A 24,621-nucleotide genomic window follows, 5' to 3' on the forward strand; every position below is an offset into this window, starting at 1 on the left:
GGTCCTCCCTGGTGCGGTCACTCATGGCGCAGCGCCTCGATCGGGCGGAGCCGGGCCGCGCGGCCGGCGGGGAAGCCGCCGAAGAACAGGCCGATCGCGACCGACACCGCGAGCGCCAGCGCGATGGACGACGGGACGAGCACCGGCTGCACCCCGGCGATACGGAACAATGTTCCGGCTATGCCGACCGCGACGCCGAGCAGGCCGCCGATCAGGCTGAGCACGGTGGCCTCCACGACGAACTGGGCGAGGATCGCGCCGCGCGGGGCGCCGATCGCCTTCCGGATGCCGATCTCGCGCGTCCGTTCGGTGACGGTCACGAGCATGATGTTGGTGATGCCGATCCCGCCGACGAGCAGCGAGATCGCGGCGACGGCGCCGAGCAGCACGGTGAACGTCCGCGTGGAGTCGCTGACGGCGGACTGCACGCTCGCCTGGCTCGACACGGTGAAGTCGGCCGTCCCGGTCGTCCCGACGCCGTGCCGCTGGGCGAGCAGCGCGGTGATCTCGGCCTGGGCGGCGTCCACCGCGTCGGAGCCGGTCGCCTGGACGATGATCTGGTCCAGGCCGCCGTACCCGGTCAGGCTCTCCTGGACGGCGGCGAGCGGCGCTACGGCGATGCTGTCGGGGTCGGAGAAGCTGGACGACGACGAGCCCGTGGCCTTCAGCACCCCGACGACCGTGAAACGTATCCCGCCGACGTCGACCTTCTTGCCGATCGGACTGACCACCCCGAACAAATCGGACGCCGTGGTGCTCCCCAGCACGACCGTCTTCCCGTCCCCGGAAGAGAACAGTGACCCGGACGCCAGCGTCTTGTTAGCCGCCGCGAAGTAGGTCGGCGTCGTCCCGACGAACTGGCCGATCGTCGCGGACGTCCCCGCGTAGCTCGCCGTCACGGACTGGCTCGTCACGACCGGCGACGCGCTCTTGATCGACGGCGCCTGCCCGGACGAGCCGAGCGCCGTGGCGTCCGCGACGGTCAGGTCGTGCGCCTGCGTGCGCGGCCCGGTCTGCTGCTGCTGTTGCGGCCCCGCCGCGCCGCCGCCGGGGAAGAACCCGCCGCCGCGCCGTCCGCTCCCGGTCGTGGACGGCGTGACGGTCAGCGCGTCCGCGCCGAGCCGCTGGATGCTCTTCTTCACCGCCTCCGACGACCCGTTCCCGACCGCGACCAGCACGATCACCGACGCGACGCCGATGAGGATCCCGAGCGTGGTGAGGGCGCTGCGCAGCTTGTTGGCGGCGAGTCCGCGCAGGGCGAACCGCAGGATCTCGGCGGGCGTCACCGGACGGCCCCCGCCACGCGCCGGTCCTCCACGATGCGGCCGTCCACGAGCCGGACGATCCGCTGCGCGTGCGCGGCCACGTCCGCCTCGTGCGTGATGATCACGAGGGTGCGCCCGGCGCGGTTGAGCCCGTCGAACAGGTGCAGGACGTCCGCGGTGGACCGGCTGTCGAGCGCGCCCGTCGGCTCGTCGGCGAGCAGGAGCGTCGGGGCGGTGACGAGCGCGCGGGCGATGGCGACGCGCTGCTGCTGCCCGCCCGACAGCTCGTTCGGTTCGTGGCGCGTGCGGTCCGCGAGGCCGACCTCGCGCAGCGCCGCGACGGCCCGGCGCCGCCGCGCGGCCGCCCGGACGCCGCCGTACGCGAGCGGCAGCTCCACGTTCGCCTGCGCGCTCATCCGGGGGATGAGGTTGAACGACTGGAACACGAACCCGATGCGCCGGTTGCGCAGGATGGCGAGGCGGCGTTCGTCCAGGCCGCCGACGTCGTGGCCGTCGAGGCGGTACCGGCCGGCGCTCGGGACGTCCAGGCAGCCGACGATGTTCATCAGCGTGGACTTCCCGGAGCCGGACGCGCCCATGATCGCGACATAGTCCCCGCGCTCGACCCGCAGCGACACCCCGCGCAACGCGTGCACGGCCGTGTCGCCGGAGCCGTAGACCTTGGTGACGGACCGGACGTCCAGAACCGGGGTCACCGCCGTCCTCCGGCCCCGCCGCCGGGGAGGCCCGCGCCGCCGCCCGGCAGGCCGCCGGCTCCGCCGGGGAAGCCGCGCTGCCCGGTCTGGCCCGTCCCGGACGCGGCCGTGAGGACGACCTCGTCCCCCTCGTGCAGCCCGGATTTGATCTCGGTGCCCTGGTCGCCCGTGACGCCCGTCTCGACGACGACCGTGGAGCGCTTGCCGTCCCGGACGACCGTGACCGTGCTCTGCCCGCCCGCCGTGCGAACCGCCGCGCTCGGGACGTACAGGACGTCCTCCGCCCGCGACACCGACACCTCGACGGTCGCGGTCTGGCCGAGGCGGACGCCGGACGGCACCGTCGTCAGGCTGATCGTCACCGGATATTTCACGACATTGTCGGTGGTCGTGGGCGCGAGCCCGACGTCCGCGACCTTGCCCGTCGCGGTCGTCCCGGGCAGCGCGTCGAAAGTGATCGTCGCGCTCTGGCCGGCCTTGAGCTTGGTGGTGTCGGACTCGGTGAAGTTCCCGGTGATCTGGAGCTTCCCGGTGTCGGCCATCTCGATGAAGCCCGACCCGGACGACGAGGTCGTCGTGCTGGACGACGTCGACCCCGACCCCGACCCCGAGCCCGACCCCGAGCCCGAGGACGTCCCGCCGCCCGACCCGCTGGAGCTGCCGCCGACCGTCCCGTTGACGGCGGTGACCGTCCCGGAGATCGGCGCGCGCAGCACCGTCCCGTTCAACGTCCGCAACGCCGCGCTGTAGGCGTTCTTCACCTTGAGATAGCTCGCGTACCCCTTGTCGGACGTCGTGTCCCCCGCCTCCGCGACCACCAGATCCGCCTTGGCCTGCGAATACGCCTCCTCGGCGGCCGTCGCGTCGAGCCGCGCGAGGACGGTCCCGGCCGCCACCCTCTTCCCGACCACCGCGTAGATCTTGGTGACCGTCCCGGACGAGCCGAACGACAGCGACCGCGTCCGCGAACTCTCCACCGACCCGGACGCCGACACCGACGACGCGACGGTCCCGCGCGCGACCCGCGCGGTGCGGGTGGCGGCGGACGCGTCCGGCCCGTCGTCGGCGAGCGTCAGATAGGCGGCCCCGGCGCCGCCGAGCAACAGCGCGCCGAGCGCGCCGTTGACCAGCAGCGTCCGGCGGGGGATCAGTTTCATGCCGAGAAGGCTCGCGGCGCCGTCTGGGGGACGGGTGAGCCCGACATGAGAATTCGATGAGACGGGCGAAATAGCCGCCCCCGCGCCCCGGTTGTTCGGACCGGACGATCACCGAGCCGGAAGGCAACCGACATGTCCGATGTGCGGTTCGAGCGGAGCGCCAAGAGGGTCCGGGCCTACCTCGGGGGGAACCTGGTGGCCGACACGACGAGCCCGGTCCTGGTGTGGGAGAACGGCTACTTCCCGATCTACTACGTCCCGGCGGAGGACGTCCGCGCCGAGCTGGACGGGGCCACGGTCCGCGCGGGCGACGCCGAGGCACCCGACGCGGCCCAGCACGGCACAGGCGAACTGGACGGCCTCGTACGCCTGAAAGCGAGCGCGTTCGACTGGTTCGAAGAGGACGAGCAGGTGTTCTCCCACCCCCGCGACCCCTATCACCGGGTGGACGTCCTGCCGAGTTCGCGCCACGTCCGCATCGAGGTGGACGGCGTGACGATCGCAGAGTCGTCCTCCCCCACGCTGCTGTTCGAAACGAACCTGCCCGTTCGTTACTACCTGCCGAAGACGCACGTCCGGATGGACCTGCTGGAGCCCACCGCCACGGTCACGACCTGCCCGTACAAGGGCACGGCCGAGTACTGGTCGGTGCGCGTGGGCGACACGACCCACGAAGACATCGTCTGGGGTTATGCGGCGCCGCTGCCGGAGAGCACGCGCGTCCAGGGCCTGGTGGCGTTCTACGACGAGAAGGTCGACGTCTACGTGGACGGCGTCCGGCAATAGCCCCCGCTCAGAGCCCCGTGGTTCGTCCTCACCGGACGACGTAACACGGGGCTCTTTTTGTGCGCCTGGTCAACATAAGTCAATGAGACATCGTGCGATGGTGTGATGCCGGTCGCTTTGCCGGGAACAGCCTTGAATATGACCAGAACTTACGGCACCGTAGGTTACGGCAACGTAAGTTAGACCCGCCGGGGAGGCCCCTTGTCCGTGCACGCGCTCCCGTCCCGCTCGCCGGTGCGCCGGCTCGCGAAGGCGGCGCGGTGGCTCACCACGCCGCTGCTCCCCGAGGACTACCTCGGCCTCGTCAACCCGCTGTGGTCGACGGTCGAGCCGCGCGGCCGGATCGAGGACGTCCGGCGCGAGGCGCCCGGCGTGGCGACGCTGCGGATCAGGCCCGGCGTCGAGTGGGACGGCCACCGCCCCGGCCAGTGGCTCAAGATCGGCGTCGACATCGACGGCGTGCGCCACTGGCGGACGTTCTCGCTGTCGTCCCCGCCGCGCCCCGACGGACGGCTCACCATCACCGTCAAGGCCACCCCGGACGGCCTGGTGTCCCGGTACCTCGTCCACCGCGCGCGGCCCGGGACGATCGTCCGGCTGGAGACGGCCGACGGCGAGTTCGTGCTGCCGTCCCCGGTCCCCGACAAGATCCTGTTCCTCGCGGCGGGCAGCGGCATCACGCCGATCATGGCGATGCTGCGCGGTCTCGACGCCGCTGGAACGTTTCCGGACACGGTCGTCGTCTACTCGTCCCGCACCCCCGGCGACGTCATCTTCGGCGACGAGCTGCGCGCCCTCGCGCGCCGGCACCGCGCGCTGACGCTGGTCGAGCGGCACACCGCCGTCGACGGCCGGCTCGCCGTCGCCGACCTGCCGGGCGTCTGCCCCGACTGGGCCGAGCGCGAGACGTGGGCGTGCGGCCCGGCGGAGCTGCTGGACGACGCCGAGGCGCACTGGGACGCGGCGGGACTCGCCGAACGACTCCGCACGGAACGTTTCCGCGTCGTCCTGGCGGGAACCGGCGGCGAAGGAGGCCGGGTGCGGTTCTGCTCCAGCGGCGTGGAGGTCGACGCCGACGGCGCGACCCCCCTGCTGGACGCGGGCGAGGGCGCGGGCGCCCTGCTGCCGAGCGGCTGCCGGATGGGCATCTGCTACAGCTGCGTCGGCCGCCTCCGCTCCGGCCAGGTCCGCGACCTGCGCACCGGCGAGGTCCACGGCGAGGAGGGCCACATGATCCAGACGTGCGTCTCCGCCGCCGCAGGACCCGTCGAAATCGACCTCTGAAGGAGGCCCCCGATGACTCACGACCCCACCGCCCACCTCACCCCCGCCGACTACGACGCCATCGCGCGCGAGCTGGACGACCTGCGCGAGGAGATCTTCGCCGAGCTGGGCGACGACGACGCCGCGTACATCCACAAGGTCATCCGCTGGCAGCGGTACCTGGAGATCGGCGGCCGGGCCATGCTCATGGCCTCGTCGCTGCCGCCCGCCTGGCTCGCCGGTACCGCGACGCTGTCCGTCGCGAAGATCCTGGAGAACATGGAGATCGGGCACAACGTCATGCACGGCCAGTGGGACTGGATGCGCGACCCCAAGATCCACTCGACGACGTGGGAGTGGGACAACGTCTCCCCCGCCGAGCAGTGGAAGCACTCGCACAACTTCGTCCACCACACGTACACGAACGTCCTCGGCAAGGACAACGACGTGGGCTACGGCATCCTGCGCGTGACGCCGGAGCAGCCGTGGAACCCGGTCTACCTCGCGCAGCCGTTCTACAACGCGCTGCTCGCGATGTTCTTCGAGTACGGCGTCGCGCTGCACGACCTGGACCTGGAGAAGATCCGCCGGGGCGAGGACGACCGGGAGGTCACCCGCGCCAAGCTCCGCGACATCGGCCGCAAGGTCCGCCGCCAGTGGGCCAAGGACTACATCGCGTTCCCGCTGCTCAGCGGGCCGCAGTTCCTGTCGACGCTGTCCGCGAACTTCTCGGCGAACATCGTCCGGAACGTGTGGGCGCACACGATCATCTTCTGCGGGCACTTCCCCGGCGACATCGACGTGTTCGAGGTCGGCGAGGAGCAGCTGGACGGCGAGACGCGCGGCGAGTGGTACGTCCGGCAGATCCTCGGCTCGGCGAACATCTCCGGCGGCAAGCTGTTCCACCTCATGACGGGGAACCTCAGCCACCAGATCGAGCACCACCTGTTCCCGGACATGCCGAGCAACCGGTACGCGGAGATCGCGCCCCGGGTGCGGGCGCTGTGCGAGAAGTACGGGCTGCCGTACCACACCGGCTCGTTGCGCAAGCAGGCCGGAAGCACGTGGAAGAAGATCGTCCGGTACGCGCTGCCGGGGCCGAGCCGGACGCCGGCGCCGCCGCGCGCGCCGCTCGCCAAGAGCAAGGAGCCCGTCGCCGCCTGACCGGCGGTCCGCCCCGGCCCGCGCGGCCGGGGCGGTTGCGGATTCAGAGGTCGAACTCGGCCGGGTCGAGGCCGACCGCGTGGCACGCCTCGCGGACGACGGCCTTCTCGGTGGCGTCGAAGTCGCCGTCCGCGCCGCCGATGATGATGCCGATCTGGATGACGGCACGGGCCTCGGCGGGCTTCCTGCCCACCTTCGCGATGTCCTGGAGGACGCCGACCTTGCCGAACGCGAAGTCCGACGTCAGCCGGGACAGGTAGGTCTCGAAGCGCTGCCGCAGGTCCTCGGCCGGGAAGTTCTGGAGCACCTCGTTCACCGTGATGAGCGAGGCCGTCCGGCGCCGCTCCTCGGGCGCCACCGTGCCGTCGGCGGCGGCGACCAGCGCGCACATCGCCATGCTCGCGTCCCGGAACGCGCCGCTGGTCAGTTCGTTCTTCTTGGCGAGAAGCTGTGCCTGCATGGTCTTGGTGGACTCGCGCAGCCTGTTCCACAGGGCCATCGAAAACCTCCGTGTCCGCTTTCCGCCGAGCGGCCGTCTCGCGCCCGGCCGAACTGCTACAAGTGTAGTAGTTGACCGCGGGAGAGAGGACGCATGGTGTTCAAACGGCTGCTCGGGCTCGACGGCCCTTCGGTGGACACGGTGCTGCGGACGCCGGCGAGTCGTCCGGGCGAGCATCTGGACGGGCAGGTCCACCTGCGCGGCGGGGACCGCGACGTCCACGTCCACCAGGTGATCCTGAGCCTGGTCGCGCGCGTGGAGGACGAGTACGGCGACCACGAGCACGCGACCGCCCACGAGTTCCACGAGATCGCGATCACCGGGCCGTTCGTGCTCGGCGCCGGACGCGACGAGGTGATCCCGTTCTCCGTCCCGCTCCCCTGGGAGCTGCCGGTCACCGAGGCGTACGGCGGGCCGCTGCACGGGACGGTCCTCGGCGTCCGCACCGCGCTGGACGTCGCCGGCGGACGCGACGCGGGCGACCTCGACCCGCTCGCCGTGCGTCCGCTGCCCGCGCAGCAGCGCGTGCTGGACGCGTTCGCCGCGCTCGGCTGCACGCTCAAGGGCGCGGACCTGGAGGCGGGGCACATCGCGGGCGTCCACCAGGAGCTGCCGTTCTACCAGGAGATCGAGTTCTTCCCACCGCCGCAGCACGCCGGACACGTCTCTGAAGTCGAGCTGACGTTCGTGACCCGTCCGGACGGCCTCGCGATCGTCCTGGAGGCCGACCACGGCGGCGGCGACTCCTACGGGCGCTTCGACGTCGACCACGTGAGCGCGCTGCACCACGGCTGGGAGGCCGAGATCGACCGGTGGCTGGCGTCCCTCGGCTCGCACTACGCCGTCCCCGACCCGTACGACCACCACACCGCGCACCACGACGGTCACCACGGGGGCCACCACGGGGGCCACCACGGCGGCCCGGGCTGGGGCGGCGTCGCCGCCGGGGCGGCCGGCGGGCTGGCGGTCGGCGCCGTCGCCGGTTACGCGGTGAGCGAGATGCTGGACGACGACGAGGAGGATGACGAGGGCGACGACGACCCGCTCGCCGAGGCCATCGCCGACCAGGCCCGCCAGGACGCCTACGCGGCGGCGTACGAGCAGGCCGTCGACCAGGCGTACACCGACGCCTACCAGGACGCCTACGAGGACGCCGCCGAACTGTACGGCGACGAGGACTGACCCGCACGGCGGCGTCCGACCCGCCGGACGCCGCCCCACCCCGACCCCGACCACCGCACAACGCCGCCCGGCGGTTTCCGACCCACCCGACGCCGCCACACCCCAACCCCGCACGGTCGCGCGACGCCGTCCGCGGACCGGACGCCCCGCATCCCAACCCTGATCACCACGCGACGCCGCCCGGCGGCGTCCGGCCCACCCGGCGCCGCCGCGCCCTGGCCGCGTGGCGCCGCCCGGCGGCTTTCGCATGCTCGTGTCGCCTGCCGGTCCGGCCCGATGCGGCCACCGGCGGACATGGCGGGCGCACCCGGACGACACTGGGTGAACGAGGAGGTCGCGCGGTGCCGCAGCGGTCAGCCCGGCCCTGGAGGGCCGCGGGATACGACGAGGAGGCGCGCCTCGGCGCGGCCGTCGTCCTGGCCGCCGAGCGCGTCACCGGAACGCCCGTCGTCCTCCGGTACGTCCCGATGCGGGCCCTCGCCGACCGCGCGCAGCGGGCCGCGTTCCTGGCGGACGCGGCCCGCCTGGAAGGCGTCGCCGACCCGCACGTCCTCCGCCTGCGGCACCTGGTCACCGATCCCCGGCTGGACCGCCCGCACCGGCACGTCGGGACGGGCGACGGCGCGGCGCTGGCGTACGAGGCCGTGCAGTGCGTCGGCCTCGCGACGCTGCTCGACCGCACGGGGCCGCTGCCGCTTGAGGCGGTCCTGGCGGTCGCCGCCGACGCCACGGCCGGGCTCGCCGCCGCGCACGCGCGCGGCGTCCGGCACAACGTGGTCGCGCCGCGCCGGATGCTCGTCACCGCCGACGGCCGCGTCCTGCTCGCCGGGCTCGCGCTCGGCGGCGTCGAGGACGCCGGGCTCGCGCGCCGCGCCCCGGAACTGTGGCGCGGCGGATCCGCTTCGGCGGCCACCGACCGCTACGCCCTCGGCTGCGTCCTGGTCGAGTGCCTGACCGGACGCCCGCCCTTCCCGCGCCGCGCCCCGTCGAGCCTGATGGGCGCGCACCTGACGGCCGCGCCGCCGCTGGACGCGCTGCCCTCGGCGGTGCGTCCCGTGCTGGCCGCGCTGCTGGCGAAGGACCCGCCGCGCGGCCTCCAACCCGCAGCGGTCGCCGACCTCGCCGCGGCGGCGTGCGGGCCGGACTGGGCGGCGCGCGGACGGCGCGCGCTGGGCGACCGGGCGGCGGCGCTCGTCCGGCCGTTCGACACGACGCCGCGGCCGATCGAAACGCCGTCGCCGGCCGCGTGGAGGCCTTCGTGGCCCCGCGCGGCGCGGGACGTCACCGCGGCCGTCGCCGCCGTGGCCGTCGCGGTGAGCGTCGTGGTCGTCGTCATGGCCGCTCTGCGCGGTCTGCACGGAGGCGACCGGCCCGACCCGGAGGCCGCGGCGCGGCGCACGACCGCGTCCGGGACGGCGCACCGCACGCCGCGCCGCAAGCGGACGGCCCACGAGACGACCCATCGGGCGACGCACCGGGCCGCGTCGTGCCCCGCCGGAGACGGCCTGACGATCACGCCGAGCAGCGGCGGCACCCGAACCCGGATCACCGTGCGCGGCACCGGCGTCGTCGCCAACGGCAGTGTGCGCATCCACTTCTACGCCGACACGATGGGCACCGCGCGGACCGACTCCGGCGGCTGCTTCCGCGCGCGCCTCCCCATCCCGCGACCCGATTTCTACGCGCATTTCCCCGGCACCAGATTCGACGTGTACGTCACGGAATACGATCCGGCCGGAAATTATTCGGGGAACGGCCCCGGCCGCGTCGGATTCCTGCTGATCGGATAGGCCGCCATGACCGATGTCTATCTCGCCTACGGACGCGGCGACGCCGCCTGGACCCGAGAACTCTGGAACCGCCTCGACCGGCACGGCCTGCGCGTCTTCTTCGACGAGCTGGTCCCGCCCGGCGCGACCGTCGTGCACACGCTCGAACAGGCCGTCCGCGACACGAGCGCGGGAATCGCGGTGTTCGGCCCCGGAGCGCAGAACGACGGCTGGGCGCTCACCGAATACGCGGCGCTGCTGCGGTCGTGCGCGGAGAAAGGGCTGCCGTTCGTCCCGGTGACGTACGGCGGCGCGACCATTCCGCCGTTCGCCCGCGACTGGGTGTGGATGGATTTCGGCGACCCGGACGCGTTCGACGCCCGGGCGGCCGAGCTGGCGCACGCGCTCGGCGGCCACGGCGCGCGCGGCGACGGCGTCCCCGAGCGGCACGTGCTGACCGAGCCGTCCCGGCCGCTGACCGAGCCCGCGCGGCGCTCCGTCGTCGTCTGCTACGCGCCCGCCGACGCCGAGTACGGCCGGCGGCTGGTCGAGCGCGTCGGCGCGGCGGGGCTGCCGGTGTGGTCGGTGCGGAGCCTGCGGCCCGGCGACCGGCACGTCTGGACGATCCGCCGGCAGCTCCGCCACGCGACGGTCGTCGTGGTGGTGATGTCGCCCGCCGCCCAGGACTCCGAGGACGTCACCCGCATGATCCTGGAAGGCCAGTGGCACGAGCGGCTGTTCTTCCCCGTCCTGCTCGACGGCGACCGGCACTACCTGCTGGCGAACCTGTGGTGGGCGGACGCCAGGACCGGCGGCGCGCTGGACGGCACGGCGCTCGCCCAGCTCCGGCGGCTCCACGAGGCGGCGCTGACGGGACGCCCGGTCGCGCCGGCGGACGTGCTGCCCGAACCGTCCGCGGTGATCCCGTCCATGCACGTCCCCGCGTCGGTGTCGCTGGAGCGGCTGCGCGCCGCGCTCGCCGAGCGGGAGACCGAGCACGCCGACCTGCTCACGACCTCGCTGCTCCTGGAGGCCGCGGACCGCCTGGAGACGGGCTGGCTCCGCCGCCGGGACGGCGCCGCGCTGCCCACCGCGCTGCTGGCCGGGGTGGACGCGCTGTGGTCCGCCGCGACCGGCGGCCGGATGGGCTTCACCGCCCAGCGGTCCCGCGCGCCGGTCGCCGGCGAGCGGCACGCCGACTTCCTGGCGCTCTCCACCGGGCTCGGCTGGCGGGCCACGGCCGACGACGCCGTCCCCGCCTACCGCGCGTTCACCGCCCGCGCCGCCGGCCGGCCGGGCTTCTTCCCGACGCTGCGCAACCCGCGCAGCGAGCGGCACATGGACTGGTACGACCAGTGGACCCGCACGGTCCTGACCGTGCACGCACGCCTACGCGACCACGGAGCGCGATCATGACCACTTTCCTGCTGACGCTGCTGGTGCTGGCCGCCGGCGCGGGCGGCGCGGGCCGCGTCTACTGGCTCGGCCGTCACGTGGTGCCCGTCGGCCACGTCGGCATCGTCCGGCGGGTGCGCGGCGGGCAGCACATCGACGCGGCGTTCCAGCACGTCGTGCCCTACGACGCGCGGGGCGTCCTCGCGCGCACGCTCCTCCCGCTGCGCCCGATATGGCTGAACCCGTGGTTCTACACCGTGGAGTACGTGCCGCGGCTCCACGTCCCGGACGGGATGCTCGGCGTCGTCACCGCGCGCGAGGGCCGGCAGCGTCCGACCGGCCGCAGCGTGGCGCTGCTGCCCGAGGGCGTGGACTGCCGCCAGTTCCAGGACGGGCAGACGTTCCTGCTCAAGGGCGGCGAGATGGGCCCGCAGGCGGTGACGCTGCCCGGCGGCACCTACTACTCCATCAACACCGAGCTGTTCGACGTGCAGATCGTGCCGCGCACCTACGTGCCGGACGGGACGGTCGGGCTCGTCCGGGCCAAGGCGGGCCGGGTCCGGCAGCCCGGCCGGCCGTTCGCGGCGCACGTCCCCTGCGACGACTTCCAGGACGGCGCGGCGTTCCTGCGCGGCGGCGGGGAGATGGGCCCGCAGTACGCGGTCCTGGCCGGCGGCACCTACTACGACATCAACCCCGAGCTCTTCGACGTGATCACCGTGGACAACATCGGCGCGGACGAGGAGGGCGTGACCGCCGCGCAGCTCCGGGCGACGTTCATCCCGATGGGCCACGTCGGCGTCGTCATCACCGCGGACGGCGCGGAGCCCGCCCCGGACGAGAAGCTCGGCCCGGTCGTCGCGGGACACCGCAACTTCCAGCTCCCGTGGGTCTTCGTGGCGCGCAAGGGGCGGCGCGGCGTCCAGCAGGAGATTCTCGCCGAAGGGTCGGTGTGCACGCTCAACCCGTGGTTCGTGAGCGTCCTGCTCGTCCCGACGTACCTGCTGAACATGGAGTGGAACAAGAAGGACGCCGCCAAGAAGGGCAACTACGACGCCCGCCTGGACCAGCTCGCCGTGATGACGAGCCAGGGCATCCGGCTGTGGGTCGAGGTCTCCCAGTCGCTGCGCATCCCGCCCGCCGTCGCGCCGCGCCTGGTCAGCGAGTTCGGCAGCAACCCCGACGCGGGCCGGTCGGCGGCCGGCGCGGTGGTCGACGACCCGCAGCCCGTCCAGCGGTTCGTGGAGCGGGTGCTCGGCGCGACCGTCGAGACCTACTTCGTCGAGATCACGGCGAACTCCACGGTGAAGGAGTTCCTGTCGGACATCTCGGAGGTCCGCACGAACCTCAGCTCGCAGGTCCGCAACGCGCTGAAGGCGTGGGGCGTGGAGGCGGTGCGCACCAACATCGAACGCGTCACGGCGATGGACGAGGTCTACTACGACGAGCGGCAGAAGGTCTTCAAGGCCGAGAACAAGGGGGACGTGCTCGAGAAGAAGCAGGAGAACACCGCGATCGAGATCGAGATCGAACTCCGGAAGATGGTGGTCGAGAAGAAGCGGCTCGTCCTGGCGATCGAGGCCGAGGCCGAACTGCTCGGGCTGGGGCACGCCCGGTTCGTCCGGGTGATCGAGGAGATGTCCAAGCTGCCGGTGCCGTCGCACATCGGCGGCGACCTGGCGGGGTATCTGGAGTCGCTGCCGATGAACGTGGTGCGCAACGTGCTCGAACGCATGCAGGGCCTGCACATGGACACTGTCGCGGAGGTCGGGGACGCGGCCGTCGCGGACGGCACGGCGGCCGAGGTCGTCGAGAGCGGCGCGGACGACGCGGGCGAGGCGGCCCCGGACGCCGAAGGAGCCGGACAGTGAGCCCGATCAGGCGCGGACGGGCCGTTCGCCGCGCAGGGTGCGGACCAGCAGGTCGAACCGCTCGGTGAAGGCGCCGGGGTCGCGGAAGTCGATCCAGCGGCGCGTGCCGAGGAACTCCGGGACGTCGCACGTGCCGTAGAGCAGCGGGATGAACCGCAGCCCGCGCTCGATCGACCGCGTCATCAGCGCCGCGTACTCCTGCCGCACCCGGGGGCTGGCGACGGCGTGCGGGCTGAGCACCATGACCGCGTTGCGGGCGCCGCCGATCCCCTGCTCGATCCGGTCCAGGACGACGTCGCTCGGGCCGATCTCCCACTCGTCGAGCCAGACGCTGAGGCCCGCCGCCTCCAGCCGGACCGCGAGCGCGCGCGTCCACTCGCGGTCGTCGGGCGCGTAGGAGACGAAGACGTCCCGGCCCGCGTCGTCGTCGCCCGGCGGCGGGTGCGGGGCCGGGAGCGGCGGGGGCGGGACGGGCGCCGGCCGGTAGAACTGCCGGACGCCGTAGACGGTGCCGACGAGCCCGGCCGCCGTGCCGAGGAACGTGAGGATCAGCGACACCGGGTCCATGCCAGCCACCCTAGGCGACCGACCGGCGGCGGGCCGTCGGCCGGATGCGGTCAGCTACCAGGCGACGTCGGAGAGGTCGGCGCCCTGCACGGGGAGACGCTTCGCACCGAAGAGGGCGCCGTCGGACGTCGCCGCGAGCAGGTGGCCGCCGGTGGGGTCGGGGGTCAGCGCGTCCACTTCGGCCTTCTGTTTCCACAGGTCCCTGGTGGGCTTGCCGGTCTGCACCGAGAAGGCCCGCAGGGTCGTGGACGCGTCGGCGACGATGCTCGCCACGACCGTCGCGCCGTCGCGGCTCAGCAGCGCGGGGCCGCCGCCGGGCGGCAGCACGAACACCGCGCGGCTCGTCCGCAGGTCGCCGGGGGCTCCGTTGGTGTCCAGCGTGCGGACCTGGTGGCGGGACGGCGCGGCGACCGGGTTCCACACGAACGCGAGCGTGTCACCGGCGAACGACAGGCTGGAGATCCGGGCGGCCGACCGCGTCGTCCACGCCTTGCGCCCGGTGGGCGACACGACGTCCACGCGGCCCGTCTTGCCGGTGTAGGTGACGTAGGCGATGCGGCCGTCGGCGGCGACCGCGAGGTCCGACCAGGGCGTGGAGCGGCCCGGCAGGGACGTGCCCGCGATCTCCGTCAGCGCCTGCGGACGGCCCTTGGCGTCCAGCTTGAGGCGGCTGAACGTCACCGCGCGGCGCGTCGCGGACGCCACCACGTACGTCCCGTCGCCCGAGGACGCCACCCGCTGGAACGTCGCGCCGGGCGGGGCGGCGACCGGCAGGCCGACGTCGCGGCCCGTCCGGGCGTCCCGGACGACCAGCGCGGACCCGGTGCGCCGCACGCCCACCACGTACTTCGGCTCGGCGGCGCGCTTCTTCTTCAGCTTCACCCGCTCGTGCGCGGACGCGGCGGCGGCGGAACGTTCCCGGGCGCCCGCCTTCTGGTGCCGGTCCACCGCGTCCAGCCCGCCCGCCACCGCGAAGGCCGCGAGCGCGGCGGCGCTCAGCGGGATCAGGCCGCGCCAGGACCCGAGCCGGGCGCCGCGAGCCGGTCCGTTGTCGTTGCCGTCCATGTGGGTGACGCCTTCCGCCTCTCGTCCGCGCTGTCGCCCGTCGTTTCTACCGCATTCGGTGGTCCGTTACCTACACGTTCGGGCGTTACGACCGCGCGGCGAGGGCCCGGCGCGCCGCGTCCGCGACGGCCTCGCGGTACGACTCCCCGTACAGCGCGACGTGGACGAGCAGCGGATGCAGCTGGTGCAGCGGCACCCGGTCGCGCCAGCCGCCGGCCAGCGGGGCGGCCTCGTCGTAGGCGGCGAGGAGCCTGCCGAGGTGGGGCGCGCCGAACAGCGCGAGCATCGCGAGGTCGGTCTCGCGGTGGCCGCCGTGCGCGGCCGGGTCGATCATGACGCCGCGCTCGGCCGTCCAGACGATGTTGCCCGACCACAGATCGCCGTGGATCCGGGACGGCGGTTCCGGCGGGCCCGCGAGCGCGTCGATGTCCTCGATCACCTGCTCGACCAGCCGGATCGTCGGCCCGTCCAGGCCCGGCGCGCGCAGATAGGGCGCGAGGCGGCGTTCGGCGTACCAGCGCGCCCACGGGCCGGGGTCGGGCGTGTTGTCGAGGGGCAGGCCGGCGATCAGGCCGTCCCAGGCGGCGCCGTACTCGCCCGGGCCCGCCGCGTGCGTCCCGGCCAGCTCGCGGCCGAACCGCTCCGCCAGGGACGCGTCCGGACGCGTCGGCTCCAGCCACGGCAGCACCAACAGGTCGTCGGCGACGTCCAGGACGGGCGCGACCGGCGCCACCGGACCCGCGTCGGCCAGCCAGCGCAGCCCGGCCGCCTCGGCGGCGAACAGCCCGGGGCGCGCCGCCCGCTTGACGAGGACCTCCCGGCCGTCCGCCAGCAGGACGCGGTGCAGCGTCCACGCGTCGTGCTCGGAGCCCAGCGCGGTCTCCCGCTCGACGGCGGTGCCCAGGAGCGATTCCACCTAGCCGACGGTAACGCCTGCTTTGATCTCGCGCAGCAGTCCCGGCATCGCCGCCTCGATGAGCTTCAGGACGTGGTCGAAGCCGTCCGTGCCGCCGTAGTACGGGTCGGGGACGTCCAGGTCCTCGCCCGCGACGGGGTCGAACTCGCGCAGCATCCGCACCTTGGCGCGGGCGGCGGCGTCGGGCGCCATCGTCCGCAGGTCGCGCAGGTGGCCCTCGTCCAGCGCGAGGACGAGGTCGTAGCGGCCGAACCACTCGGGGTCGAAGCGGCGGGCCGTGTGGGACGTGGCGTAGCCCGCGCGGCGCAGCGCCGCGACCGTCCGGCGGTCGGCGTGCTCGCCGACGTGCCAGCCGTCGATGCCGGAGCTGTCCACGACGACGTCCAGCCCGGCCTCCTCGACGTGGTGGCGCAGCACGTGCTCGGCCATGGGCGACCGGCAGATGTTGCCGGTGCAGACGAACGTGACGCGGAACGGCATGGCCCCATCCTGCCCGACCGGAACCACCCCTTCGATGAACGCCCGGTGACGACGGTCGGACGATCAGCTCCGCAGCGCCAGCGTCAGGGCCTCCACCGCGAGCAGGGGGTTGACGTTGGCGTCGATGCGGTCGCGGCACTCCATGATCGCGTCGAGGCGGCGGAGCGTGGCCTCCGGGGGCGCGCCGGCGGCGGCCGTGCGCAGTTCGGCGATGAGCGGGGTGTTCACCAGGTCGTTCGGTGCGCCGAGCTGGATTGCCAGGACGTCCCGGTAATAGGAGGCGAGGTCCAGCAGGGCGCGGTCCAGGGCGTCGCGCTTGATGCGGGTCGCGCGGGACTTCTGCCGGTCCTCCAGCTCCTTCAGCGCGCCCGCCGTGCCGCGCGGCATCCGGCCCTTCGCGCTCTCGCCGAGCGCCTGCCGCAGCGCGGACGTCTCGGACTCGTTCAGCTCCTCGACCGTCGTCTTCGCCTCCGCCTCGGCCGCCTTGACCAGCGCCTCGGCGGCCGTCACCGCCGGGCCGACCCCGGTCAGGCGGCGCGGCAGCGCCAGCACCTCGGCGCGGCGGGCGCGGGCGTCGGCGTCGGTCGCGAGGCGCCGCGCGCGGCTGATGTGGCCCTGCGCGGCGCGGGCCGCCTCCTCGGCCGTGGCGGGGTCGACGCCGTCGCGCTGGACGAGCGTCGCCGCGACGGCCGCGACCGGCGGCGTCCGCAGCGTCACGAGGCGGCAGCGGGAGCGGATCGTCACCAGCAGGTCTTCGGGGGACGGCGTGCAGAGCAGCCAGATCGTCCGGGGCGGCGGCTCCTCGATGGCCTTGAGCAGCGCGTTCGCGGCGGCCTCGGTGGCGCGGTCGGCGTCCTCGAACAGGACGATCTGGTACCGCCCGCCCGACGGCGACGACGACGCCCGCAGCACCAGCTCCCGCGTCTCCCGCACGCCGAACGACAGCCCGGCGGGCCGGACGACCTCGACGTCCGCGTGCGTCCCCTGGAGCACCTGGTGGCAGGACGCGCAGTGCCCGCAGCCGCGCGGCGCCTCGGCGCACTGCAGCCCCGCCGCGAACGCCCGCGCCGCCGCCGACCGTCCCGACCCGGGCGGCCCGGTGAACAGCCACGCGTGCGCCGGGGCGCCCTCGGCCGCGCGCCGCAGCCCCTCGACGACGTGGTCCTGCCCGACGACGTCGTCCCACACGCTCATACGTCCAGGTTACCGGCCTGACAAATGTCATGGACGGGCGATGACGCGACGGCACTGCCCGGCCCCCGGTGCCGCGCCGACGATGAGACGCATGAACGCCACCGCCGCCCTCCGCGCCGCGCGCCTCCTCACCGCCCTCTACCTCGGCCTCTGCGTGCTGACGCTCGCCGCCGCCGTCCTGCTCCGCCACCATGCCTCGCTCGTGACCGACGCCGTCTGGACGCGGGGCGCGATCGTCACGGTCAGCGCGGCCGTGACGTTCGCCGCCGCCGTCCGGGCCGCGCGCGGCTCCCGGCCCGCCTACCGCAGGCTGCGGATCATCTCGGCGGTGACGCTCGCGGCCGTCGTCGTGCTCGTCGCGCTGCCGGGGCTGTTCCCGCTCTGGATGCGGCTGGAGCAGAGCGTCTGCGGGCTGCTGCTGCTCGGCGTCGTCGCGCTGGTGAACCGCGAGCCGGTGCGGTCGCGGTTCGCCGCCGCGCGTTAGCGTGCCGCCCATGGACGAGAGCGCGTCCCCGTGGACGCGGGGCCGGCGGCGCCTGCTGCTGTCGGCCGGGATGTTCGCCTACCCGGCGGCGACGGCCGTCGGGGTCGCGCCGTACGCGCGCGGCGGCGGGGTCGTCGCGGGCTACGGGCTCGCCGTCGCGTTCGCGGTCTGCTACCCGGTGGCCGCGCTCGCCGCCGCCCGCCGCGCCCCGCGCGCGTTCTGGGCGCTGCTCGGCGTCCTCTCCGCGCTGTTCCTCGCCGAGCTGCCGTTCACGCACGTCTACGCCTTCTACGTGGGCGCGGTGGTGGTCGCCGCCGCGGCGGCGTTCGCGCCCCGGTACGCCGTGGTGATCGTCGCGGCGGGCGTGCTCGGGAGCCTGGTGGTGCCGTGGGCGGTGTGGCGGGACGACCCGGGCTGGTTCCAGGCCGTCCTGATCGTCTTCACGGCGGCGGCGGTGTACGCGTTCACCGAGCTGGCCGCCGCGAACACGGCGCTGCGCGCGGCCCGCGCCGAGGTCGCCCGGCTGGCGTCCGAGGCCGAGCGGACCCGCATCGCCCGCGACCTGCACGACCTGCTCGGCCACTCGCTCACGGTCATCACGGTCAAGAGCGGCCTGGCGCGCCGCCTCGCCGCGTCCGACCTGGACCGAGCCGTCCGCGAGATCGCCGAGGTGGAAACCCTGTCCCGGCAGACACTGACCGATGTCCGCGCGGCCGTATCGGGCTACCGGCAGGTGACGCTCGCCGGGGAGCTGGCGCGCGGCCGGGAACTGCTGCGCGCCGCCGGAATCGCCGCCGACCTGCCCGCGTCCGTGGACGTCGTGGACGCCGCGCACCGCGAACTGTTCGGCTGGGTCGTCCGCGAGGGGCTGACGAACGTCGTCCGCCACGCCCGCGCGTCCCACTGCACGATCACGCTGTCCGCGACCCACATCGAGATCCGCGACAACGGCCCCGGCGCCACGGCGGCGCCGTCCGGGAGCGGGTTGGCGGGGTTGCGGGAGCGGGTCGCGGCGGTGGGCGGGCGGATCGAGGTCGGGCCGGCGCGTCCGCGCGGCTGGCGGCTGTGCGTGAGCGTGGGAGGCGGGGAATGACCGTTCGGCTGCTGCTCGCCGACGACCAGGAGATGATCCGCACCGCGCTCGCCGCGCTGCTGGATCTGGAGGACGACTTCAGCGTCGTCGCCGCGGTGGGGCGGGGGGACGAGGTCCTGGGGGCCGTTCGCGAGCATCGGCCGGACGTGGCGCTGCTCGATATCGAGATGCCCGGGATGGACGGGTTGACGGTTGCCGGCGTCCTGCGCGACCAGGTTCCGGGCTGCCGGGTCGTCATTCTCACGACGTTCGGGCGCGCGGGCTACCTGCGGCGCGCCATGGAGGCCGGGGCGGTCGGGTTCGTGGTGAAGGACGCTCCGGCCGAAGCGCTCGCGGACGCCGTCCGGCGCGTGGTGAACGGCGAGCGCGTCGTGGACCCGGTGCTGGCCGCCGCCACGCTCGCGGCGGGCGAGTCGCCGCTCACGGCGCGGGAGGGCGACGTCCTGCGCGTCGCGCGCACGGGGGCCTCGGTGGCCGAGATCGCCGGACGGCTGTTCCTGTCGGAGGGCACCGTCCGCAACTACCTGTCGGCGGCCATCGCCAAGACCGCGACGCGCAACCGCGTGGAGGCGGCGCGCGTCGCGGACGAGCGGGGCTGGCTCTAGTCGGTGATCGCCGGGAAGGTGCTCGTGACGTCCTCGGCCGCGGCCGGGACGGGGTCGGGCAGGATCTCGCGGATGCGGTCCTGGATCTGGCGGCTGAGTTCGCTCTGCGGACGGCTCGCGTCCAGCACCAGGTAGCGGTCCGGCTCGGCCTCGGCGAGCGCCAGGAACCCGTCGCGGACGCGCTCGTGGAACTCGGCCGGCTCGGACTCGATGCGGTCGGCGGGCGCGGGCAGCCGCCGCAGGCCCGCCTCGGGCTGCACCATGAGCAGGACGGTCAGGTCCGGGACGAGGCCCTGCGTCGCCCAGCCGTTCAGCTTCGCGATGTCCTCGACGGGCTGCTTGCGCCCGTAGCCCTGGTAGGCGAGCGAGGAGTCCACGAACCGGTCGCTGACGACGATCGCGCCGCGCGCCATCGCGGGCAGGATCACGTTGGCGACGTGGTCGGCGCGGTCGGCCGCGTACAGAAGCGTCTCGGCGCGCGGGGACAGCCCGGTGGTGTCCCGGTCGAGCAGCATCGCCCGCAGCCGCATCCCGATCTTGGTGGCGCCGGGCTCGTGCGTCGTGACGACGTCGTACCCGTGGTCGCGCAGCCAGATCGCCGCGAGCCGCGCCTGCGTCGTCTTGCCCGCGCCCTCGCCGCCCTCGAACGCGACGAACACGCCGCGCTCGGCCGGGCGCAGCGGCCGGCTCGCCTCCTCCAGCGGCGGCGTGTACCGCTCGCCGCGCAGCGCCGCCGCGAGGTCGGGGACGAGCGGGATGCCGCGCCGGTCGTCCAGCCGCCGCAGCGCGACGAGCCCGAGCAGCGCCGCGAGCACCGCCCCGGTCAGCAGGACGGCCTGCGCGCCGGTGAAGACGTAGTCGTCGTTCACCCGGTGCGTCCCGACCGCCGCCGCGACGGGCGGCAGGACGGCCACCGCGACCAGCGCGCCCACCAGCGCCGCCGACCGCAGATGCCCGATCCGCTCCGGGACGACCGACCGCGCCGCCGACCACGCGATCCCGGCCGCGACGCCGAAGAACCCGGCGAGGAACACCACGACGACCAGGTTGTGGACGAGCGCCAGCACCAGCAGCAGCAGAGCCCCGGCCGGAACCGCGAGCCCCAGCAGCCGCACCCGGCTGAACACCGCGAGGACGCGCGGCCCCTCGAACGCACCGAACGCGACACCGATCGCGAGACCGGCGAGCACCGAACCGTAGCCGGGGTTCCCCGCGCCGAGCGTCACCGCCTCGACCTGCGCGACCGCGACGATCGCGCCGCCCGCCAGCGCCAGCCCGAGCACGGCGAGCCCCGCCGCCGACCCGTTGCGGAACAGCAGGGCCAGCGGCGACGGCACCGGGTCCGCCCCCCGCGGCAGGTCCCCGAGCGTCACCACCGCGATCGCCGACGCCAGGAACACGGCGGCCGTCACGTAGAGCACCAGGTCGGCGCGCGTGGCGGCCCCCGCGACCGCGTCCGCGACCAGCGACAGCACCGCGAACAGCACCCCGGCGACCGGGGCGGCGCCGAAGACCGTCCGCAGCGCCGCCGTCCGGGCATGTTCGGCGTGCTCGGCGCCCGCGAGCGCGGGAGCCGTCGTCGTGACGACCGTCGTCCACGGCAGCGCGGCGAGCCCGACGAGGAACGCGGCGACGGCCGTCCAGACCTGCGCGTCCACGAGCGGCACCGACACGAGCAGCACCAGCCGGACGAGATCCGCCGCGACCAGCACCGTCCGGCGGTCCAGCCGTCCGACCACCGGCACCAGCGGCGCGAGCAGCACCGCCGGGGCCAGCAGCAGCGCCAGGACGAGCCCGATCGCCGGTGCCCGGTCCAGCGGGGCGTCGTCGCGGGCCAGCACGCCGGCCATCGCGGTGAGCGCGCCCACGCTCAGCCACTGGCCGGTGCCGGACAGCGCGAGCGCCGTTCGCAGCCGCCGCAGATTCGGCGAATCGCCCGGCGGCGCGGCGGGGTCCGGCCGGGTGACGCCCGTTCTGGTCATGTCGGTCAGAGTATCGGCGTAGATGTCACGAGGAGCCCGACTTTGCTGACGTTCGCCGTCGCGGTGCCGGCTTCTTCTTCCCGCCGGTCGCCGCGACCTTCTCGCGCCGCTCGGCGAGCAGTTCCGCCGCCCGCTGGATCGTGATCGACTCGACCTCGTCGCCCTTGCGCAGGCTCGCGTTCGTCTCGCCGTCGGTGACGTACGGACCGAACCGGCCCTCCTTCACCACGACCGGCTTCTTGCTCGCCGGATCCTCGCCGAGTTCGCGCAGCGGCGCGGCTGCGGCGGCCCGGCGGCCCCGCTGCTTCGGCTGCGCGAACAGCTCCTTCGCCTGCTCCAGCGTCACCGTGAACAGCTCGTCCTCCGAGCCCAGCGACCGGCTGTCGGTGCCCCGCTTGATGTAGGGACCGAACCGTCCGTTCTGGGCCGTGACGGGCTCGCCGTCCAGCTCGCCGAGCGTGCGCGGGAGGGAGAGGAGCTTCAGCGCGTCGTCCAGCGTGACCGTGTCCAGCGACATCGACTTGAACAGCGAGCCGGTGCGCGGCTTGGCGTCCGCCTTCTTGGTGCGCTTCTTCTTCTCGCCCTCGGCGGGCGCCGGGGGCTCGGGGATGATCTCGGTGACGTACGGGCCGAACCGACCCGACTTCGCGACGATCGTCCGGCCCGTCTCCGGGTCGGTGCCCAGCTCCCGGTCGCCGGACGGCTGCGCGAACAGCTCCTCGGCCTTCTCCGCCGTCAGCTCGTCCGGCGCGATGTCCTCGGGGATGTTGACGCGCTCGCCGTCCCGGTCCAGGTAGGGACCGTAGCGGCCGACGCGCACCATGATGTTCGTCCCCTTGATCGGGAACGAGCTGATGCCCTTGGCGTCGATGTCGCCGATGTCGCCGACCAGCTCGCGCAGGCCCTCCTCGCCGTTGTCGCCGAAGTAGAACCGGCTCAGCCAGCGCACCCGCTCGGCCTCGCCGCGCGCGATCTCGTCGAGACCGTCCTCCATGTGCGCGGTGAAGTCGTAGTCGACCAGGTTGCCGAAGTGCTGCTCCAGCAGGTTGACCACCGCGAACGCCAGGAAGGACGGCACCAGCGCCGTGCCCTTCTTGAAGACGTAGCCGCGGTCCAGGATCGTCCCGATGATCGACGCGTACGTCGACGGACGGCCGATCTCCCGGTCCTCCAGCTCCTTCACCAGGCTCGCCTCGGTGTACCGCGCCGGGGGACGCGTCGAGTGCCCCTCCGCCGCGACCGAGTGCGCGGTCAGCCCGTCGCCCTGCTCCAGGTTCGGCAGCCGCCGCTCCTGGTCGTCGCGGTCGGTGGACGGGTCGTCCGCGCCCTCCACGTACGCCTTCAGGAACCCGTGGAAGGTGATCGTCTTGCCGGACGCGCCGAACTCGGCCGTCTCGCCCGACGTGGACTCGCCCGTCACGCGGATCGACACGCTGCGGCCCGCCGCGTCCTTCATCTGCGACGCGATCGTCCGCTTCCAGATCAGCTCGTACAGCCGGAACTGGTCGCCGGACAGCCCCGTCTCGCCGGGCGTCCGGAAGGTCTCGCCCGCCGGGCGGACGGCCTCGTGCGCCTCCTGCGCGTTCTTCACCTTCGACGCGTACACGCGCGGCTTGTCCGGGACGTACTCGCCGCCGAACAGCGCGCCCGCCTGCCGCCGCGCCGCGTTGATCGCGGTCTCCGACAGCGTGATGGAGTCGGTTCGCATGTAGGTGATGAAGCCGTTCTCGTACAGCTTCTGCGCCACCGACATCGTGTACTTCGCCGAGAAGCCCAGCTTGCGGCTGGCCTCCTGCTGGAGCGTCGTCGTCCGGAACGGGGGGTACGGCTTGCGCGTGTACGGCTTGCTCTCGACCGACTTGACCTCGAACGGGCGGTTCTCCAGCCGCCCGGCCAGGCCGCGCGCCGCGTCCTCGTCCAGGTGCAGCGCGTCGCGGGTCTTCAGCGTGCCGTCGGACGCGAAGTCGCGGCCCTGCGCGACGCGGCGTCCGTCCACCGCGACGAGGCCGGCCTTGAACCGCGTCGGCTCGTCCGGCTTGCCCGTGTCGAACTCGGCCGCGATGTCCCAGTAGTGCGCCGGGACGAACGCGATGCGCTCCCGCTCCCGCTCCACCACCAGCCGCGTCGCCACCGACTGCACCCGGCCCGCCGACAGCTTCGGCATGACCTTCTTCCACAGGACCGGGCTGACCTCGTAGCCGTACAGCCGGTCCAGGATGCGGCGCGTCTCCTGCGCGTCCACCAGCCGCAGGTTCAGCTCGCGCGGGTTGGCGGCGGCGGCGCGGATCGCGTCCGGGGTGATCTCGTGGAACGTCATCCGGTGGACGGGGACCTTCGGCTTCAGCACCTCCTGGAGATGCCAGGCGATGGCCTCGCCCTCGCGGTCCTCGTCCGTGGCGAGCAGCAGCTCGTCCGCCTCGGCCAGCAGCTTCTTCAGTTTGGCGACCTGCGCGCGCTTGTCGGCGTTGACCACGTACAGCGGCTCGAACTCGCGCTCGACGTTCACGCCGAGCTTGGCCCAGGCCTCGCCCTTGTACTTGGCCGGCACCTCCGAAGCACTCCCGGGCAGGTCCCGGATGTGGCCGATACTGGACTCCACGACGTAGCCGCGGCCCAGGTATCCGGCGATCGTCTTCGCCTTCGCGGGCGACTCGACGATCACCAGCCGGGTGCCGTCGCCCCCCGACTCGCCGCGCTTCGCAGTGCCGTTCTTGGCTGGCACAGTCGCTCCAACCTCACCGTCTGTTCTTCATGCACGTAGCGGTTCCGCCGTTCTCGACCGGGCGGATCCCGCGTCCCACCGCGCCCAGACAGGATGACACGTCACCGCCCGTGTCACGGACCGCGTGGCTCCCGTCCGGCCGTCGCACGTCATAATGGATGCAATGGTGGAGTACACCTACCTCGTCCTGCGTCTGCCCCGCGGCACCACCCGTGACACCGCCCGGCGGATGCTCACCGAGCATGCCGAACACGGCGGCTGGGAACTCGACCGGTTGCGCCTCTACCCCGACGGTAGCCGGAGAATCCGACTGCGCCGCAAAGTCATCCGTCAGGTGCGGACGTTCTGACCCGCTTCCCGCCCGGAGCGTAGCACTAGGTAGGAAAGCCCTGACGGGTCGTAATCATTCCCCGCCCTCGAACAGGGCTTTGCCCGCCCCGGACCGC

Annotated in this window: 22 protein-coding genes; 11 read left to right on the forward strand and 11 right to left on the reverse strand. The window is 73.7% G+C overall.

Annotated elements, in window-relative coordinates; all coding sequences use genetic code 11:
- Positions 1 to 17: 17 nt before the first annotated feature.
- The 3 genes from GQ466_RS13380 to GQ466_RS13390 are packed head-to-tail and all read right to left on the reverse strand — an operon-like array spanning position 18 to position 3,138.
- The gene (locus GQ466_RS13380) at positions 18 to 1,286 is read right to left on the reverse strand and encodes an ABC transporter permease (protein ID WP_161103176.1); all 1,269 of its coding nucleotides are present in this window, start codon (positions 1,284 to 1,286) and stop codon (positions 18 to 20) included.
- Entirely contained in the window at positions 1,283 to 1,981 is a 699-nt protein-coding gene (locus GQ466_RS13385) for an ATP-binding cassette domain-containing protein (RefSeq protein ID WP_161103177.1), read from the reverse strand. The genes GQ466_RS13380 and GQ466_RS13385 overlap by 4 nt, the downstream gene beginning before the upstream one ends.
- Positions 1,978 to 3,138, reverse strand: a complete 1,161-nt coding sequence (locus GQ466_RS13390) for an efflux RND transporter periplasmic adaptor subunit (protein WP_161103178.1) — start codon at positions 3,136 to 3,138, stop codon at positions 1,978 to 1,980. Before GQ466_RS13390 ends, GQ466_RS13385 begins: the two co-directional genes overlap by 4 nt.
- 132 nt (positions 3,139 to 3,270) lie before the next feature.
- Between GQ466_RS13390 and GQ466_RS13395 the strand changes: the two genes are divergently transcribed.
- The 3 genes from GQ466_RS13395 (at position 3,271) to GQ466_RS13405 (ending at position 6,351) form a co-directional block, all read left to right on the forward strand.
- Positions 3,271 to 3,924 carry a DUF427 domain-containing protein gene (locus tag GQ466_RS13395; RefSeq protein WP_161103179.1) on the forward strand — a complete coding sequence of 218 codons (654 nt, stop codon included), beginning with the start codon at positions 3,271 to 3,273 and terminating at the stop codon, positions 3,922 to 3,924.
- Between the two features lie 207 nt (positions 3,925 to 4,131).
- A complete protein-coding gene (locus GQ466_RS13400; protein ID WP_337193508.1) occupies positions 4,132 to 5,208 on the forward strand; it encodes a ferredoxin reductase in 1,077 nt (358 codons plus the stop codon).
- Between the two features lie 12 nt (positions 5,209 to 5,220).
- Positions 5,221 to 6,351 carry a fatty acid desaturase family protein gene (locus GQ466_RS13405; protein ID WP_161103180.1) on the forward strand — a complete coding sequence of 377 codons (1,131 nt, stop codon included), beginning with the start codon at positions 5,221 to 5,223 and terminating at the stop codon, positions 6,349 to 6,351.
- 43 nt (positions 6,352 to 6,394) lie between these two features.
- On the opposite strand, the gene GQ466_RS13410 is transcribed toward GQ466_RS13405, so the two are convergent.
- A complete protein-coding gene (locus GQ466_RS13410) occupies positions 6,395 to 6,850 on the reverse strand; it encodes a tellurite resistance TerB family protein (protein WP_161103181.1) in 456 nt (151 codons plus the stop codon).
- 93 nt (positions 6,851 to 6,943) lie between these two features.
- On the opposite strand from GQ466_RS13410, the gene GQ466_RS13415 reads away from it, so the two are divergent.
- The 4 genes from GQ466_RS13415 (at position 6,944) to GQ466_RS13430 (ending at position 13,067) form a co-directional block, all read left to right on the forward strand.
- On the forward strand, positions 6,944 to 8,032 hold the full coding sequence (locus GQ466_RS13415) for a sporulation protein (protein ID WP_161103182.1): 1,089 nt from the start codon (positions 6,944 to 6,946) through the stop codon (positions 8,030 to 8,032).
- A 341-nt stretch (positions 8,033 to 8,373) separates the two neighbouring features.
- Complete coding sequence (locus tag GQ466_RS13420) at positions 8,374 to 9,822, forward strand: protein kinase domain-containing protein (RefSeq protein ID WP_161103183.1); 1,449 nt, start codon at positions 8,374 to 8,376, stop codon at positions 9,820 to 9,822.
- Positions 9,823 to 9,828: 6 nt separating this feature from the next.
- Positions 9,829 to 11,217, forward strand: a complete 1,389-nt coding sequence (locus tag GQ466_RS13425; RefSeq protein ID WP_161103184.1) for a TIR domain-containing protein — start codon at positions 9,829 to 9,831, stop codon at positions 11,215 to 11,217.
- Entirely contained in the window at positions 11,214 to 13,067 is a 1,854-nt protein-coding gene (locus GQ466_RS13430) for an SPFH domain-containing protein (RefSeq protein WP_161103185.1), read from the forward strand. Before GQ466_RS13425 ends, GQ466_RS13430 begins: the two co-directional genes overlap by 4 nt.
- A gap of 6 nt (positions 13,068 to 13,073) precedes the next feature.
- On the opposite strand, the gene GQ466_RS13435 is transcribed toward GQ466_RS13430, so the two are convergent.
- From GQ466_RS13435 to GQ466_RS13455, 5 genes are all read right to left on the reverse strand, one after another.
- Positions 13,074 to 13,634 (reverse strand): toll/interleukin-1 receptor domain-containing protein, encoded by a 561-nt coding sequence (locus GQ466_RS13435; protein WP_161103186.1) that lies wholly within the window; start codon positions 13,632 to 13,634, stop codon positions 13,074 to 13,076.
- 54 nt (positions 13,635 to 13,688) lie between these two features.
- Complete coding sequence (locus GQ466_RS13440) at positions 13,689 to 14,699, reverse strand: hypothetical protein (RefSeq protein ID WP_161103187.1); 1,011 nt, start codon at positions 14,697 to 14,699, stop codon at positions 13,689 to 13,691.
- A gap of 85 nt (positions 14,700 to 14,784) precedes the next feature.
- Entirely contained in the window at positions 14,785 to 15,615 is an 831-nt protein-coding gene (locus tag GQ466_RS13445; RefSeq protein ID WP_161103188.1) for a fructosamine kinase family protein, read from the reverse strand.
- Entirely contained in the window at positions 15,616 to 16,095 is a 480-nt protein-coding gene (locus tag GQ466_RS13450) for a low molecular weight protein-tyrosine-phosphatase (RefSeq protein ID WP_161103189.1), read from the reverse strand.
- Positions 16,096 to 16,158: 63 nt separating this feature from the next.
- Positions 16,159 to 17,289, reverse strand: a complete 1,131-nt coding sequence (locus GQ466_RS13455; RefSeq protein ID WP_161103190.1) for a DNA polymerase III subunit delta' — start codon at positions 17,287 to 17,289, stop codon at positions 16,159 to 16,161.
- Between the two features lie 91 nt (positions 17,290 to 17,380).
- Here GQ466_RS13455 and GQ466_RS13460 point away from each other — a divergent pair, with 91 nt between their 5' ends.
- The 3 genes from GQ466_RS13460 to GQ466_RS13470 are packed head-to-tail and all read left to right on the forward strand — an operon-like array spanning position 17,381 to position 19,471.
- The gene (locus GQ466_RS13460; RefSeq protein ID WP_161103191.1) at positions 17,381 to 17,773 is read left to right on the forward strand and encodes a hypothetical protein; all 393 of its coding nucleotides are present in this window, start codon (positions 17,381 to 17,383) and stop codon (positions 17,771 to 17,773) included.
- A gap of 10 nt (positions 17,774 to 17,783) precedes the next feature.
- Positions 17,784 to 18,866 carry a sensor histidine kinase gene (locus GQ466_RS13465; protein WP_161103192.1) on the forward strand — a complete coding sequence of 361 codons (1,083 nt, stop codon included), beginning with the start codon at positions 17,784 to 17,786 and terminating at the stop codon, positions 18,864 to 18,866.
- The gene (locus tag GQ466_RS13470; RefSeq protein ID WP_161103193.1) at positions 18,863 to 19,471 is read left to right on the forward strand and encodes a response regulator transcription factor; all 609 of its coding nucleotides are present in this window, start codon (positions 18,863 to 18,865) and stop codon (positions 19,469 to 19,471) included. Before GQ466_RS13465 ends, GQ466_RS13470 begins: the two co-directional genes overlap by 4 nt.
- Here GQ466_RS13470 and tmk read toward each other — a convergent pair.
- Positions 19,468 to 21,453, reverse strand: coding sequence for a dTMP kinase (gene tmk, locus GQ466_RS13475; RefSeq protein WP_161103194.1), 1,986 nt, complete (start codon positions 21,451 to 21,453; stop codon positions 19,468 to 19,470). The two genes, GQ466_RS13470 and tmk, sit on opposite strands and share 4 nt — an antisense overlap.
- A gap of 25 nt (positions 21,454 to 21,478) precedes the next feature.
- The gene (gene topA, locus GQ466_RS13480; RefSeq protein WP_337193452.1) at positions 21,479 to 24,175 is read right to left on the reverse strand and encodes a type I DNA topoisomerase; all 2,697 of its coding nucleotides are present in this window, start codon (positions 24,173 to 24,175) and stop codon (positions 21,479 to 21,481) included.
- A gap of 163 nt (positions 24,176 to 24,338) precedes the next feature.
- Between topA and GQ466_RS13485 the strand changes: the two genes are divergently transcribed.
- Positions 24,339 to 24,524, forward strand: coding sequence for a DUF5703 family protein (locus GQ466_RS13485; RefSeq protein ID WP_161103195.1), 186 nt, complete (start codon positions 24,339 to 24,341; stop codon positions 24,522 to 24,524).
- Positions 24,525 to 24,621: the final 97 nt, after the last annotated feature.

The organism is Actinomadura rayongensis (assembly GCF_009831215.1).
GTDB classification, from domain to species: Bacteria; Actinomycetota; Actinomycetes; order Streptosporangiales; family Streptosporangiaceae; genus Spirillospora; species Spirillospora rayongensis.